Here is a 15299-nt window from a genome sequence, read left to right on the forward strand (position 1 = left end):
TACTTTAACGCTAAGCTACGAAATGTTAGACCCAACGTTAAATGATCATGCAAGATCTTTTCTTCTTTACTTTTGTTCATCGTTTACACTTTTAATTGTAAACCTATTTCAGGACAAGTCAGACTTTTAAGTCAGGGTCTGGATCAGGGGAAATTGATTTAAAGCTATCATTTACTGATGGGGAAATCTATATATAAATTGATTTTCTGGCATATAGATTTCTCCCCACCAATCATCAAATGAACAAATAGCATTAATATTTACCTACAATTACCTTATAAAATTTCTCAAAGTCGAAATACGCTATAGCCAGGTTCAGCAACTCATCAGCAGTAACATGCTTAACTACCTCGGTATAACGATCATAATAATCATAACCCATACCTGAAAAATACAGGTTCTTGAATTTATCAGCGTGCGAGAATACATTTTCCAGGCTGCCCAATAATGAACCCATCATGTAATTACGTACCAGGTTCAGCTCATCATCAGGTATTAATTCTGTTTTAAGGCGATTGATCTCTTTTTCTATCTCTGTAACAGCGGCCTTGCAAACCTCGGCTCCTACCTCCGTAGCAATAAATAAGGCACCACCCTGACGATAAGAAACCAAACCCGAACCAATACCATAAGTATAGCCTTTATCTTCACGGATGTTATTCATCAGCCTTGAGCCAAAATAACCACCCAATACTGTGTTTAAAACCTGCACCGCCGGGAAATCAGGATGATGCCTGTTGATAAAAGGTGTACCTATGCGTATAGCCGATTGCAGTGCTTCCGGGCGCTCAACGAAGTAAAAGATCGCGGCCGCTCTCTTTAGGTCAGGTTGAGTAATATCAGCCTGTATCGACTGGTCTTTCCAATCGTTACCAAAGATATCTGTTAGTAGTTCGACAGCCGATAAATCAACTTTGCCTGCTATGATCAGCGTACAGTTTGACGGCTGGTACATCTGTCTATAATGCGCCAACAGATCTTCGCGTTTTAAGCTGTTATAAGTTTCTACCTCGGCATTGAGGCCGTAGATGGTGTCGCCATACAAAGCTTTATTAAAAGTACGGCGAGCCACCACATCATTCTTTTTCAGGTTGACCTGTAATTTTTGCTGCTGGTTGCGAATGTAAGTATCCAATTCTTTCTGCGGAAAGATGGAGTTGGTCAGGATATCCTTAACTACAGGCAACGTTTTGCCCAGGTGTTTGGTTAATGAATACAAAGTTACCTGCGACTGCTCAAAGCCATAATCAACAGATAAGAATGCACCGTAAAAATCAATTTTATCGGCAATTTCAGCGGCTGTGAGGTTTTCAGTACCATCAGTAAGCATGGTGTTTACCGCGGTATTTAATAATGGCTTTGCCGGATCAAAACGCAGATTATTGAATATCCATTCAATACGTACCAATTCCTGATCGCCCGAATTAAAAGTAAACAAATTGCAACCGTTAGGCAGCGTTGTTTTTTTTGGACTTATCAGGTTTATATGTTCAATAGCCCTTGATTGAGGGGCCGTTTTTCTATCTAATGTATTGGTCATTGGTTTCCTCGGCGAGGTAGATTAATGTTGATGAATTATCTTTTCTAAACAATTTGATAGCTTCTTCTTTAATTTCAGCAGGCGTCACTGCCAGGAATTTTTCCGTTTCCCGGTTAAACATTTCGGCATCGCCTAAAAGCTCATAATAAGCCAGATTCATGGCTTTGTCCAACAATGACATCTCAGAAAATATCATGGTCGACTCGGTTTTGTTCTGCACCTTTGTTAACTCATCTACGGGTGCTTCCTCAGTAGTTAACTTTGTTACTTCTTCCCATATCGCTGCTTCAGCTTCTTCTATGGATACACCTTCAGTTGGTTTACCCTCTAATACAAACATGCCTTTGTCCAGGCTACCAAATACATAAGCATGTACCTCACTGAACAGTTGCTTATCTTTAACCAACGTACGGTATAAACGTGATGAATTACCACGCGAAAGTATATCAGATATCAGCTCGATAGCGTAAAATTCCCTTTCGCGCCTGCCCGGCATCTGCAAAGCAATATAAATATCGTTTACAGGGACTTTAGCAGTTACCGTATCTCGGCGTACTTCGTGCTGTTCATCCTCTTGCGGCAGGTTGCGGTGATATTTCTCTCCGGCAGGAATCGGGCCAAACCATTTTTCGGCCAGTTGTTTTACCTGGTCGAACTTAACATCACCCCCTACTACCATAATGGCATTTTGCGGGTTATAATGTTTTTTAAAGAAGGCTTTAACATCTTCAATCCTGGCATCAGCAATGTGCTCAATGTTCTTTCCGATGGTATCCCATTGGTACGGATGTTTTTTATAAACCATAGGGCGTAGCTTCAGCCAGACATCGCCGTAGGGCTGATTCAGATAACGTTGTTTAAACTCTTCAATCACTACATTGCGCTGTACCTCGAGGCTTTTCTTGCTAAAGGCCAGGCTTAGCATACGGTCGCTTTCCAGCCAGAAGGCGGTCTCTAAATTTACTGAGGGCAGGGTTATATAATAGTTGGTAATATCGTTACTGGTAAACGCATTGTTTTCACCTCCTACACTTTGCAGCGGTCCGTCGTAGTTCGGAATATTTACCGATCCGCCAAACATCAAATGTTCAAATAAATGGGCAAAGCCGGTCTGTTCAGGGTTTTCGTCGCGCGAGCCAACATCATATAAAATGTTGACTACGGCCATTGGGGTTGTGCTATCTTCATGGACAATAACCCGCAGGCCATTGTTTAATGTGAAACGGTTGAATTTAACCATGTATATTTAGTAGTTGTAAAATGGAGTGAACAAATGTATAATTTTTTAGACGCTTAGTAATTAATTTTAAGAATTTGAACATTGGATGATTCGATCTCAGCATATTAGCCGTCATTTTCAATTATGAATCAAAATCAACTCATCGAACGCATCAAAGAAACCTTTGGCAAGTTGAAAGTGCTTGAGCTAAGTGGAATATTAAAAAACGAACAGTTTAACCTGGGCGATCTGATCGCTGTCACTCATCATCATGACGAGGCCATTGCTTTTAGAGCGGCCTGGATATTAGAGAACCTGTACCTGCAGCAACCCCAGGGTTACGCGTTACAACTGGGAGATATATTAAACGCCCTGCCTGCTATTACGGGGCCGGGCGTTAAACGACATTATGCCAGGATTGTAATGTACGCTACATCGCCAAAAGCACCCGAGGCAATTAAAGATCAATTAGCGCAGTTAAACACAGAACCTGTGGTTGAGCAGCTGTTTGACTGGATGATAGACACCAAAGTTAAAATAGCCGTAAAGGTTTTTGCTGCCGAAGCTTTGTTTAACCTGCGCCATCAACATGATTGGATCAGGCATGAACTACAAAATCAATTGGAATTTTTAATGCGCGATGGATCTGCGGCGATACAGACACGGGGGAAGAAGCTATTGAAGGGGTTGAGTTAAAAAGCCCTCCTTTTCTTGTTAAGATTCCCTTTTAATCCGGTTGTAATCACGATTTCTTAGCGTGGTGATTGCAAGGAGGCCTTTACGCGTGCGATTGCGTCGTCCCTCCCCGCAATGACAATTCTTATCCAATTACGCCTGCGGCCTGTCGCTGCTGTGCAGGTTATGGCTCACCATGTGATGATGCAGCTTGGCCTGTATAGCCGATGAACTATCATTTGCGTAAGCACCGTAAGCATTTACAATAATTCCCTTAAGGTCATACTTTGGCGAACTCACAGCATAAACAATTGACATATCGGCCGGATTGCTTGGCCCTTCAAAGCGGTAAAACTCATCGATAGAGAAATCATCCGCAGTCATATGTATATTTCTTGACTTATCGTCAATAGTGTCGCCTTCCATACTCAGGTTGGCGGTATATCCCCGTTTCATTAAATCATTAGTGGCATCCACTAAGGTTTCATAATTTTCCATGGCTGTTTAGTTTAAGTACAGGCAGTACCAGACTGCCTTTATGTAAACCAACAAAGGAGGATGCTTGTTTGATTTTTCGGGAAGAATTTATTGAGTCATGAGTCTTAAAATCGTAAACCGAACGACTATCGATTAAGACTCATGAGTTAAGACATTAAACCTGTCTGTTTGCGTCCCAATTTTCCAGATAATACGCTATCCGGCTCAGGAAAGAGCCCCCCAAAGCGCCGTCGACCACCCGATGGTCATAAGATAACGACATCATCATGAGGTGTCTTACTGCTATTACGTCACCTTCAGGGGTTTCAATAACAGCAGGCTTTTTCTTGATAGTGCCCACTGCTAAAATTGCTACCTGCGGTTGATTAATAATAGGCGTGCCCGACAGGTTACCAAAAGTACCGACATTAGTAATGGTGAAAGTCCCGTCCTTCACGTCGTCTGGTTGTAGTTTACCGGTTCGGGCTTTGTTAGCAAGGCCGTTCACTGCTTTGGTTAAGCCTAAAAGATTCAGTTCTTCAGCCTTTTTAATTACCGGAACAATAAGATTACCATTGGGTAATGCGGTAGCCATACTTATATTGATACTTGCCTTTTTAATGATCTGCGTACCGTTAACCGATATATTGATCATCGGATAATCTTTAATGGCCTTTACAACAGCCTCTATAAAAATTGGCGTAAAAGTGATCTTTTCGCCTTCACGTTTTTCGAAACTGTTCTTTATTTTTTCGCGCCATAATACCAGGCCGGTAACATCGGCCTCAACAAATGAAGTTACGTGCGGCGAAGTATGCTTGCTCATTACCATATGCTCGGCAATTAAGCGGCGCATACGGTCCATTTCTATAATTTCGTCGGCGCCACTGGCTGTCAATGACTTTGAGTGTTCTGCCCGGGTTTGGCCAGACACCGGTGCTTCTTGTTTTGGCGCGGCAGGTGGTGGTGCTTGCTGCGCAGCAGTTGAAGCCCCATTAGACATTCCGCTTTGTTGCGTCTGATGAACCGGAGCTGAAGCAGGGCTACCAGTTCTGTTTTTTACGTAAGCTAATAAATCGTCTTTTGTTAAACGTCCATCGGCACCACTGCCCGGAATACTGTCCAATTCGGCCTGGCTAATGTTTTCTTGCTGCGCGATATGTTTAACTAAAGGCGAATAAAATCGGGTGCTGCCCCTGGCATCGTTTATTGTTGGTGGCGACGGTGCCGCTTGCGGCCTTGTTGCTAACTGGTCAACACCCGGTATGTTTTGCGGTTCCGGATTCGGAGCGGATGCAGGTGCGGGCTGCGGTGCAGACGGCGCTGAAGCCGCTATGGGCGCAGGCGCTGTTTTTTCAGGTTCATCAGTTTCAATAATGGCTATCACTGAACCCACCTGTACTACATCGTTTTCTTTATAACGTTGTTCTACTAATCTACCCGATACAGGCGATGGAACTTCGGAGTCAACTTTATCAGTGGCAATCTCCATTACCGCGTCATCGGCTTCTATATAATCGCCTGGATTTTTTATCCATTTAATTACTGTTGCCTCTGCAACACTCTCACCCATCTTTGGCAATAACAGCTGATATTTAGCCATACGTTAAAATATAGTTCTTTGGTCAAAATTAGAAAATCTGTAGCTTACTTTTAAACATCCTTTAGTAAAGTATTCAACATAAATAATGCTGCTGAGGCGCTCCTTTCGATGTTTTGAAGCCTCTTACTTCCGAATGTGAATTTCTTTCGCACTGTTTTTTGAGCTGATGCAGCTGCTATCCAAACCGTACCTACAGGTTTATCGGGTGTCCCGCCGTCCGGGCCCGCTATGCCGGTAACGGCAATAGCGTAATCAGATTTAAAATTGCGTAGCGCGCCTTCAGCCATCTCAACAACAGTTTCCTCGCTTACGGCACCATATGTCTCCAGCGTTTCGTGTTTTACACTAAGGATGCTTTCTTTTAATTGGTTAGCGTAAGAAACAGCCCCGCCCAAAAACACCTTTGACGAACCCGGATGCTGAGTAAATAAATGCGAAATATACCCCCCGGTGCAACTTTCGGCAGCTGACAAGGTGAGCCCGCGTTCTGCCATAAAATTCAGTATTGTTTTTTCGAGGGTTATATCCTCTTCGGCTGCTACGTGGTTACCTACCCGTTCAACAATTTTTGCGGTGTAATGTTCAATTTCCGTGCTAAGTTGTTTTTCGTCCTCCCCCTGTCCGCTTAGTCTGAGGCGTACCTGGCCAAGCTTGGGTAAATAGGCCAGTTTAATATGTTTGGGTAATGAATCTTCAATATCGGCAATGCGCGCGGCAAGGAATGATTCGCCCTCGCCCACCGTCAATATAGTTTTATGAATGATTGCCGGAAGCTTAAATAAGGTTTTGATCCGGGGAATCACATCCTCCTCCATCATATACATCATCTCAAAAGGCACACCCGGCATCGATACATATATCTTACCATTAACCTCAAACCACATACCCGGCGCTGTACCGTTTTTATTGACTATCACTTCACAATTTTCGGGTATCTGCGCCTGTAGTCTGTTAATGTCAAGCATTGGCCGATCGTACTTTGCAAAAATACGCAGCACGTTGTCCAACGCCTCTTTATTTTCGACCATACCCACGCCAAAGTATTCGGCCAGCGTGGTTTTGGTAATATCGTCTTTTGTAGGGCCTAACCCGCCGGTTATAAAAATCAGGTTGGCACGTTCGCTGGCTTCTTTAAGTGCTGTAAGGATGTGCTGCCTGTCATCAGAAACCGACGATATTTGCTTTACACGGATACCTGCATTGTTTAACTGCTGAGCCATCCAGGCAGAATTGGTGTCAACAATCTGCCCAATCAATATCTCGTCGCCTATGGTTATGATCTCGGCAAGCATGTTAGTAGTTATTAAAATTTGCGTTGCTGGTGTAGTCGCTACGCTTGCTCAGTTTTAATGCCTGCAAAATGTCTGACTTAACCTTTAATGTAATGTTATATGATTTATAGAACCCAAACGGCAACCAGTTTATAGACAAGTCCCAGCAATGCAAATCGCGGTAAATTGCAAATGAGGTGGCACTACTTAGCTGCCTGGCTTGCAAATCGTAGTTGGTGTTAAACTGTATCTTCCACTTAGGCGTGAGGCTAAAATCGCCGCTGAGCATAACCGTATTAACATGCGAAGATGTTACATAATTGTCACCATAGCTAAAGTTATAATTGATGACCAAATTCCAGGGGATGTTAAAATCCACGTAAGCAGAGGGGTCACTATTTAATAAGGCCAGGCTTTGCCGCTGTGCTTCTGTTACATTGGCCGCAGTATTAGGTAAATTAGGATTGTACGCACCCGGCATTACATTATTATTATTATTTGCCGACGGATGAAACGCCGCAGGGTTAAGCGTACCACTTACAGAAAAGTTAAAATTAGTAAGCTTAGGTATTTTGCCATCCATCCAGGTATATCTATTAAATCTACGCGGATAAGCAAACACGCGACCATTGGCTATCGTATCGTACACTTTAGTTACATACGGGTCAAAGCTACCGCCGAAACTTACGTTTACCTTATCGCCAAATAAGGCGGTATGCCCAGAAAGGGAAATGGGCGTCAGCTTAAATGAATCGGCCGCAAAGTTGTAAAAAGTTGAAAATGACAAACTTTGCAGTAGCTGCACTTTTTTTTCGGTTTGCGAGGTATCTGTACTTTTGGGCCTGAATTTTGCCTCGAGGGTATTATCGACACTAAAGTTTAAACCGGCTTGCGTACCACCCTGCGGATATCCAAAAGGTGAGTTTGAAAAAATAGAATAACGCTGGTAAATCACAGGGTAAGGTACTGTAGCGTTGCTAACAATAATTCTGTTATACGGACGGTCAAGGCTTGAGTAATCCGGCGAGTAACTAAAGCTGATATTTGGTGTTATGACATGACGAATAGCTTTAAGTTTACCATTTTTAAAGGTTGGTGTCCAGTAAAGCTTGGTCGACAAGCCCGTGCTCAGGTTATAATTGCCCGCACGTTTAAAGCCCGGTAGTGTATCAGTAGCCAATGAGTCTGCACGGGCATAATGCCTGTTGATAGATTGAAAATACCAGCGCTCTGTATAATTGGCATTGATGTTAAACTGAAAATATTTCAATACATTTAGACTAAGACCTAATGGTATCTGGTGCTGTATGCCGTTTTGCATACGCTTGGTAAGTGTCTCGCCTTTAAACAACTGCGACTCAGGTATGTTGGTGAGTGTATTGGTAGCCGTCATGTTATAGGCGACCGTGATTTTCTGATACCACTTTTGCTCATCAACATGGTCTTTTGAGTCAAAAGGGTTAATACTTGTCATACTAAAGTTAACATTGGGTAAAGTTAACGACACCGTTTTATTTGTCAGATCCTGGCTATGGTCTATACTGGTAGTTAGGTTAAACGGTGTACCGGCCCAAGTACGTGAGTATGATATACTTGAACGCAGGTTATTTTGTGTTAACTGTTGCAGGTTATAGCCGGTTGACGCAGGGTTATTCTGGTAAAAACTTGACGTACCGGCGTTTACCGAAGCGCTAAAAGTACTACCCGGACTTGCATTTGGATTTTGTGAATGCTGCCAGTTAACGTGAAAATCTTTATGCGGCGGGTCGCCGGCTAAACCATAGTTATGCGAGCTATAAGCTAATGTTAAATTACCATTGTATTTATACCGGTTCATGTAATTAAGTGAACTGCTCACCTCGTACGAACCGTTTGAGTAATAGGTACCCAGATTGGTTAGATCGGCATAATCACTTAGACCAATGTAATAACCAAAATCGCGCAGGAAAAAGCCTAATGTTGCGTCTTCGCCAAATGTAGGCAGCATAATACCCGAGGCTCTGGTATTGGGCTTCGGGAAAAAGCCGAAAGGAATCCCAATTGGAATAGGCACACCCTCAATTTCGAGATAAGCCGGGCCTGAGATAATACGCTTTTTCTCGCCTATACCCCTGGTTATTACAATGCCGTAATCCGGGGTTTCACCTTTCGATGGCTTGTCGCAGGCACTGAAGATAATATTGTGGTAGGCAACCTCATCTTCATTTAATTTCTTAGCCTCGCCGTGCGAAATGTAGTTGCCATCCTGCTCGGTAAAAGGGTTATATATCAAACCTTTTTTTGTTTCGTAATTAAACAATAATGAGTCGGATGTTATTGGCGAATCCTTTCCTTGCTTGGAGATTGGCCGGCCAATATAGCGTCCGGTTCTTTTATCCCTGAGTCCGCTGGCATATATCAGGTGATTTTTACGATCAATACGAATATATTCAGCATCCAATTCAAAATCGCCATAAGTTACACGGGCATTGCCTATACGGTAACTTATGCTGGTTTTCATATCATTAAAGCTTGAGTCGGCTACCTCTTTAATATCGGTATCCAGATTGGATCCATTTTTTGAAGTATCAGGTCCTGCCCTCCTGTTTGTGTCAAGTAACGTTCCTCTTTTTCCGGTGTCGCTGGTAAAGTTTATCCTGCCGGAGGCGTTTCGTTTTTTCGAGGTATCTTTTTTTATGGTGTCGCCCGCAATAACTTTTGGTATAGTATCGTTTTTTGCGGTAGAGGTTCTCTTAGATTTTTTTAATTTAGCGGTAATTCGCGGAAACTTACTTGTTGAGTCAAGTTGTATAATAGTATCCGTAATAAATTTGGTAGCCCTGCCCTTATGAGCAAAGGCCATCAGGTCTACTATTAATATAAGTGCAAATAGAAAAAATAAGTTGGCGAATTTCAATTTTGATTATGAATAGTATTTTTGCAGATATAGTTAACAGCGTTCAAAAATAATGAAAAATAAAGCATTGAAAAGATTGATTTTTGGATTATTGGCATTACCGGTTTGCTTTTCGTTATTTTCTTTTACATTACCTCAAACAGAAAAACAAGACACCCTTGTAAACAACGGATTTAAACTTAAAACCGTTATTATCGATCCGGGGCATGGCGGTAAACCTACCGGAACCGGCCACTTCTCGCACGGAGCATCTGGATCTTTCTCTACCGAAAGAGGTGTAACGCTTGCTATAGGCTTAAAATTGCAGGCCGCTATAGAAAAAGAATTGGGAGGTGTAAAAGCCGTACTTACCCGTACTAACGAAGATGACGTTTCGTGGGAGCGCCGCTCTGAAATTGCCAATGATAGCAAAGGCGACTTATTTATATCTCTTCACTGTAATTCATTAGCCGACAAAACCGTGCGTGAGGCAGTTGGCCGCAGGCATGGCAAAACTATTTATAAAACTGTACGTGTGCCTAACCGCTCAGGGAAAGGTGTGCTGTTACTGGTTTATGGTACCTGGCGGGGACGCGAAGAAGAAAGAGCCATAAGCAAGAATCAACTGGCCGAAGGTGAAGAAAGCGAAGGTTCAGAGATGAACTCAGGTTTAGACCCTAACGACCCGGAGTCAATTATTCTGATCAATCAATATAAAAGTAAATTCAGACAACGAAGCATACATTTAGCCACTTTAATTAATACCGAGTTTACAGAAACCGATGGCCGCCCAAGCGAAGGTATACGCGAACAAGGTGTTTTGGTATTATGCCATAGCGCTATGCCGGCGGTATTGGTTGAAACCGGTTATATCAATAATCCCGATGATGAAGAATACCTGAATTCTGAAGCCGGACAGAACGAAATTGTGGCTTCAATCATCAGGGCGCTTAAGAATTATAAGGCCGATGTAGAACAAGTAGCCAGATAATTGGTTATAGAGGTGTGAGTCCCGATGGCTATCGGGATTAGATGTGAGAATGTGCAACGGATGAGTGAGGAAATTTAAAAAGCTTCATACCTAACAACTTTAATCTCCAAAACTAACATCACATATCTACTATATGAAAATATCAAACGAGACTAAAATAGGTGCCCTTACCACCATTGTTATTGCCGTACTTATATTGGGGTACAGCTTTTTAAAAGGCAATGACGTTTTTTCCGGATCTAATAAATATTATGCGGTTTATGGGAGTGTCGACGGGCTTACCGTATCAAAGCCGGTGCTGGTAAATGGCTTCCAGATTGGCCACGTATCAAAAATGCAATTGCATGAGGACGGCCGCACTACTGTTGAATTTAAAATCGAATCAGAATATAATATCCCGGTTAATACGCTGGCTAAACTGGTAAGTACCGACCTGCTGGGTAGCAAGGCCATTGTGTTTTTATTGGGCGACAGCAAGCAATACGCCGAAAACAAAGATACCCTGCGCGCCGATATACAGGGCAGTTTGGCTGAGAGTTTGCAACCTATCCAAACTAAAGCTGAAAACCTGATGACCAAACTGGATTCGTCGCTGGCTGCCATTAATGCAATACTGAATCCAAACTTTCAGAAAAATGTCGATCGCAGTTTCACCAGCATCGCTAATTCATTACAAACTTTGGAAGGTACTACTAAAAAAATTGATGCCCTGGTAGCTGCGCAATCAGGCCATATTAACGGTATATTAAGTAACGCTGAGACAGTATCGGCTAACCTGAAGGTAACTACAGCCGGTTTAAACAATGTAACCAATAACTTTCAAAAGTTTAGCGGCGACCTGGCAAACGGGCATATCCAGCAAACGTTAGATAATGCTAATAAAGCTATTTCTGATCTGCAACAAACCGTCGCCGCAATGAATAGCAATAAAGGTTCTATGGGTTTATTAATCAATGATGATAAACTTTATAAAAACCTGCAGGCTGCCTCCGACAATCTGAACTTATTGTTTATCGACTTAAAAGAAAACCCGAAACGTTATGTGCATTTCTCGGTTTTTGGCGGCGGCAAGAAGGATTAAATTGTCTGTTCTGAAATGATGACAAACTAGACAATAAATATGTCTTACCGAACTCATTTCGGCATCTCACAGGCTGAGCAAATTCGATGTTAAATGCCTCTTTTTAGGATCCTGGCAAGTTAAGGATACGTGGTGACTATACAAAAAAGGTCTTACCCTCAATAGCCAATCCGGTATTGGGGAATACGTTTTGCGCTTCAATCAACAAGTCGTCCAGTGTCTTATAACGCGCAGAAAAATGCCCCATCAGCAGCTTTTTGGCCTTCACCTTAACCGCTATCTCTGCAGCCTGCAAAGCGGTGGTATGGTGGGTTTCGTTGGCCCGGTCGAGCATATTGTGCAAAAAGGTAGCCTCATGATACAACAAGTCAGCATCTTTAATCTGGTCGAAGTATCGCTCATTATATTTGGTATCAGAGCAGTAGGCATAAATTTTAGGTTCAGCTGAATCAGTGGTAAGCATATCATTTTTATATACTCTACCCTGATTGTCAGTATAATCAGCACCTTTTTTAAGGGCGGTATAATATTCAACCGGTATGCCAACGCGCTCCAGTTCTTCTTTAATCAATTTACGCAGGCGTTTCTTTTCTTTAAACAAAAAGCCGGTACACTCTATGCGGTGATCAAGCGGAATAGTCTCGACAATAACATCCTCATTATCTAAAATTATTTGCGGCGTTTTAGGGTCGGTTGGATAAAACATAATCTCATACTGCAAAACCGTTTCGGAGTATTTAAACTGCAGATCAATAATCTCCTTTAAATGTAACGGGCCAAACAACTTTAGCGCCTTTTTACGACCATTTAGATGAAGTGAAGAAAGAAAGCCTACAAGGCCAAGATAGTGATCGCCATGCAGGTGGCTAATGAAAATATGATCGATACGGCTGCCTCTGACATCGAAGCGGAGCATTTGTTGCTGGGTGCCTTCGCCGCAATCAACTAAATACAGGCGCTCATTGATATTAAGCACCTGCGATGTGGGATTTCTGTTATAAATTGGCGTAGCAGAACTGCTGCCTAAAATTGTTACCTCAAATCTCATAATCAGGTAAACAATTAAGGTGTTATCTTGCTTCTTTTTTTAATTCTTTTTCAATTTCCTCCATAAAGATCAGGTCGATAGCTTCTTCTGTTGTCGGAACGATGGTTAAAACGCTTTCTAATTGTGATATGGTAACCAGGCGGGACACAGCATCATTTAATCCCGTAAGGATAAAAGAACCTGTAGCATTTTTACACAAACGATGACCAACCAATAAACTGCTTAAGCCTGATGAATCGGCAAATTTTACCTGAGAAAGATCGAGAATTATATTACGCTGCCCTTCGGTGTTGATCAAAATCAACTCAGACTTTAGCTGCGGTGTAATTAAAGAGTTTAACTTAGACTCGTTAAGCTTAAGCAATATATATTTCTCGTGTTTGTCTACTGTAAACTTCATTTTTCTTCAATAATTTGTAACTGCTAATATATGCATTATTCAGAAAATAACATTACAAAGCTATTAATGCCTTCTTTATAGCTGTTTCTACCCGCTCTAAAACGTTTTCGGCAGCAGGTTTAACAAACTTTTCGCCCGTAATCTGTTCATAAAGTTCAATGTATCTTTCTGATATCGATTGCACTTTTTCAGGTGTCATTTCAGGTACAGTCTGGCCGTCTTTACCCTGAAAGTTATTCTCTATCAACCATTTACGTACAAACTCTTTCGACAGCTGTTTTTGAGGCTCATTTTTAGACTGGCGCTCGTTATATCCTTCGCTATAAAAATAACGTGATGAATCAGGAGTATGGATTTCGTCTATCAAATAGATCTGATCGCCGACCTTACCGAACTCGTACTTCGTATCTACCAAAATCAAACCTTGTTTAGCGGCTATCTCAGTACCCCGGGCAAATAATTCGCGGGTATATTTTTCCAGCTTCTCATAATCTTCCGGCGATACGATGCCGTTTGCCAGAATATCTTCTTTTGATATATCTTCGTCATGTCCTACCGCTGCTTTAGTTGTCGGGGTGATGATCGGTTCAGGCAGTTTATCGTTTTCCTTCAGGCCTTCGGGTAAAGCTACTCCACAAACCTCGCGCCTGCCTGCGGCATATTCGCGCGCCGCATGTCCGGCCAAATAGCCGCGGATCACCATCTCTACCTTAAACGGTTCGCAGATGCGACCAATAGTAACACTCGGATCAGGTACATTTACCACCCAGTTAGGAACAATATCAGCGGTAGCTTTCAAAAATTTAGCAGCGATCTGATTAAGCACTTGGCCTTTGTATGGTATAGGTTCGGGCAGTACTACGTCAAATGCCGATATCCTGTCGCTCACTACCATTACCAGGTATTTATTATCAATAGTATAAACATCCCTAACCTTGCCTTTATAAAAGCTGGTTTGGCCAGGGAAATTAAAATGGGTTTCTTTTATTGCGTTCATTTTTGACAGTCAAGAACCAAGAGTTAAGAATTAAGATATATAGCTCCAATCCTTATCTCTTAACTCAAATTATTTTTTTAAATCAAGAATTAAAAGGGTCAAGAATCAACAACCTGTCTCCGCTCTTGACTCTTGATTTTTATTGTATATCTCCGTAAGCTGCTAATATCTTTCTAACTAATTTGTGCCGTACTACGTCCTCGCCGCTTAAGTATACGATGTCTATGCCTTTGATATCGGTCAGTATGCGCAGGGCTGTATGCAGGCCCGACTGCTGTTTCTTTGGTAAATCTATCTGGGTAACGTCGCCGGTAACAATAAATTTAGCCGATGGGCCCATACGGGTCAGAAACATCTTTAGCTGCATATCAGTGGCGTTTTGGGCCTCATCTAATATCACAAAGCAGTTATCCAGGGTACGGCCGCGCATAAAGGCCAGCGGGGCAATCTCTATAGTACGGTTTTCCAGATATACTTTCAGTTTTTCGGCAGGGATCATGTCATCCAGTGCGTCATATAAAGGGCGCAGATACGGGTCGATCTTTTCTTTCAGATCGCCCGGTAAAAAGCCCAGGTTCTCTCCTGCCTCAACAGCCGGACGGGTTAAAATTATCCGCTTTATCTCTTTATTTTTCAGGGCACGTACCGCAAGTGCCACCGCGGTATAAGTTTTACCGGTACCGGCAGGGCCTATAGCAAACATAATGTCGCTTTTGTTTATGCCATCAACCATTTTATGCTGATTGGCAGTACGGGCCTTAACCATTACCCCATTAGGGCCAAATACAATTACCTCGCCGCTGGCAAATTTGTCGGCGGCTGGTTCGGTGGCCGGTGCAGAGGTATCAACCTTTGATCCGAGTATTCTTTCCAAATCTGTGATGTTCAGATTTTCGTACTTCTCGACGTGCTGAATCAGATGCTTGAATTTCTCCTCAAAAACTACTAATTCGCGCTCATCGCCCAGTATCTTTACTTCGCTGCCGCGGGCAACAATTTTAAGTTTGGGATATTGCTTTTTGATGATCTCAAAGTGATCATTATTCGGCCCCCACAAAACCGCCGGATTTATATTTTCAATTGATAGTTTGAGCTCGTTCAATAGTAAATTTGATTATTTTG

13 protein-coding genes are annotated in these 15299 nt (G+C 42.4%); 3 read left to right on the top strand and 10 right to left on the bottom strand.

Annotated features, from left to right (window positions below; translation table 11 throughout):
* Window positions 1–253: 253 nt before the first annotated feature.
* Together ABD772_RS02350 and ABD772_RS02355 are read right to left on the bottom strand one after the other, a co-directional pair.
* Complete coding sequence (locus ABD772_RS02350; RefSeq protein WP_345100820.1) at window positions 254–1540, bottom strand: M16 family metallopeptidase; 1287 nt, start codon at window positions 1538–1540, stop codon at window positions 254–256.
* Complete coding sequence (locus ABD772_RS02355) at window positions 1521–2780, bottom strand: M16 family metallopeptidase (protein ID WP_345100821.1); 1260 nt, start codon at window positions 2778–2780, stop codon at window positions 1521–1523. The genes ABD772_RS02350 and ABD772_RS02355 overlap by 20 nt, the downstream gene beginning before the upstream one ends.
* 123 nt (window positions 2781–2903) lie before the next feature.
* On the opposite strand from ABD772_RS02355, the gene ABD772_RS02360 reads away from it, so the two are divergent.
* A complete protein-coding gene (locus ABD772_RS02360) occupies window positions 2904–3455 on the top strand; it encodes a hypothetical protein (protein ID WP_345100822.1) in 552 nt (183 codons plus the stop codon).
* Window positions 3456–3587: 132 nt separating this feature from the next.
* On the opposite strand, the gene ABD772_RS02365 is transcribed toward ABD772_RS02360, so the two are convergent.
* The 4 genes from ABD772_RS02365 to ABD772_RS02380 form a co-directional block, all read right to left on the bottom strand.
* A complete protein-coding gene (locus ABD772_RS02365) occupies window positions 3588–3932 on the bottom strand; it encodes a phosphoribosylpyrophosphate synthetase (RefSeq protein ID WP_345100823.1) in 345 nt (114 codons plus the stop codon).
* A 154-nt stretch (window positions 3933–4086) separates the two neighbouring features.
* Window positions 4087–5514 carry a dihydrolipoamide acetyltransferase family protein gene (locus ABD772_RS02370; RefSeq protein ID WP_345100824.1) on the bottom strand — a complete coding sequence of 476 codons (1428 nt, stop codon included), beginning with the start codon at window positions 5512–5514 and terminating at the stop codon, window positions 4087–4089.
* Between the two features lie 50 nt (window positions 5515–5564).
* The gene (locus ABD772_RS02375; RefSeq protein ID WP_345100825.1) at window positions 5565–6806 is read right to left on the bottom strand and encodes a competence/damage-inducible protein A; all 1242 of its coding nucleotides are present in this window, start codon (window positions 6804–6806) and stop codon (window positions 5565–5567) included.
* Between the two features lies 1 nt (window position 6807).
* The gene (locus tag ABD772_RS02380; protein WP_345100826.1) at window positions 6808–9627 is read right to left on the bottom strand and encodes a putative LPS assembly protein LptD; all 2820 of its coding nucleotides are present in this window, start codon (window positions 9625–9627) and stop codon (window positions 6808–6810) included.
* 106 nt (window positions 9628–9733) lie between these two features.
* Here ABD772_RS02380 and ABD772_RS02385 point away from each other — a divergent pair, with 106 nt between their 5' ends.
* Window positions 9734–10651: an N-acetylmuramoyl-L-alanine amidase family protein gene (locus ABD772_RS02385; RefSeq protein ID WP_345100827.1), complete on the top strand. Its 918-nt coding sequence runs from the start codon at window positions 9734–9736 to the stop codon at window positions 10649–10651.
* Between the two features lie 133 nt (window positions 10652–10784).
* Window positions 10785–11732 (top strand): MlaD family protein, encoded by a 948-nt coding sequence (locus ABD772_RS02390; protein WP_345100828.1) that lies wholly within the window; start codon window positions 10785–10787, stop codon window positions 11730–11732.
* A gap of 136 nt (window positions 11733–11868) precedes the next feature.
* Here the strand turns inward: ABD772_RS02390 and ABD772_RS02395 are convergent, their stop codons facing one another.
* From ABD772_RS02395 to ABD772_RS02410, 4 genes are all read right to left on the bottom strand, one after another.
* Complete coding sequence (locus ABD772_RS02395; RefSeq protein ID WP_345100829.1) at window positions 11869–12780, bottom strand: ribonuclease Z; 912 nt, start codon at window positions 12778–12780, stop codon at window positions 11869–11871.
* Window positions 12781–12802: 22 nt separating this feature from the next.
* Complete coding sequence (locus ABD772_RS02400; RefSeq protein WP_345100830.1) at window positions 12803–13180, bottom strand: STAS domain-containing protein; 378 nt, start codon at window positions 13178–13180, stop codon at window positions 12803–12805.
* Window positions 13181–13232: 52 nt separating this feature from the next.
* On the bottom strand, window positions 13233–14177 hold the full coding sequence (locus ABD772_RS02405; RefSeq protein WP_345100831.1) for a phosphoribosylaminoimidazolesuccinocarboxamide synthase: 945 nt from the start codon (window positions 14175–14177) through the stop codon (window positions 13233–13235).
* 139 nt (window positions 14178–14316) lie between these two features.
* Window positions 14317–15279, bottom strand: coding sequence for a PhoH family protein (locus ABD772_RS02410; RefSeq protein ID WP_345100832.1), 963 nt, complete (start codon window positions 15277–15279; stop codon window positions 14317–14319).
* Window positions 15280–15299: the final 20 nt, after the last annotated feature.

The organism is Mucilaginibacter panaciglaebae (genome assembly GCF_039539265.1).
Classification (GTDB): Bacteria; Bacteroidota; Bacteroidia; order Sphingobacteriales; family Sphingobacteriaceae; genus Mucilaginibacter; species Mucilaginibacter panaciglaebae.

Bases quoted from the DNA above. Each gene is read 5' to 3' on its own strand.
- ABD772_RS02400 (WP_345100830.1), bottom strand. From the start codon at position 13,180: ATGAAGTTTACAGTAGACAAACACGAGAAATATATATTGCTTAAGCTT.
- ABD772_RS02405 (WP_345100831.1), bottom strand. From the start codon at position 14,177: ATGAACGCAATAAAAGAAACCCATTTTAATTTCCCTGGCCAAACCAGC.
- ABD772_RS02385 (WP_345100827.1), top strand. From the start codon at position 9,734: ATGAAAAATAAAGCATTGAAAAGATTGATTTTTGGATTATTGGCATTA.
- ABD772_RS02375 (WP_345100825.1), bottom strand. From the start codon at position 6,806: ATGCTTGCCGAGATCATAACCATAGGCGACGAGATATTGATTGGGCAG.
- ABD772_RS02395 (WP_345100829.1), bottom strand. From the start codon at position 12,780: ATGAGATTTGAGGTAACAATTTTAGGCAGCAGTTCTGCTACGCCAATT.
- ABD772_RS02360 (WP_345100822.1), top strand. From the start codon at position 2,904: ATGAATCAAAATCAACTCATCGAACGCATCAAAGAAACCTTTGGCAAG.
- ABD772_RS02355 (WP_345100821.1), bottom strand. From the start codon at position 2,780: ATGGTTAAATTCAACCGTTTCACATTAAACAATGGCCTGCGGGTTATT.
- ABD772_RS02390 (WP_345100828.1), top strand. From the start codon at position 10,785: ATGAAAATATCAAACGAGACTAAAATAGGTGCCCTTACCACCATTGTT.
- ABD772_RS02350 (WP_345100820.1), bottom strand. From the start codon at position 1,540: ATGACCAATACATTAGATAGAAAAACGGCCCCTCAATCAAGGGCTATT.
- ABD772_RS02370 (WP_345100824.1), bottom strand. From the start codon at position 5,514: ATGGCTAAATATCAGCTGTTATTGCCAAAGATGGGTGAGAGTGTTGCA.
- ABD772_RS02380 (WP_345100826.1), bottom strand. From the start codon at position 9,627: ATGGCCTTTGCTCATAAGGGCAGGGCTACCAAATTTATTACGGATACT.
- ABD772_RS02365 (WP_345100823.1), bottom strand. From the start codon at position 3,932: ATGGAAAATTATGAAACCTTAGTGGATGCCACTAATGATTTAATGAAA.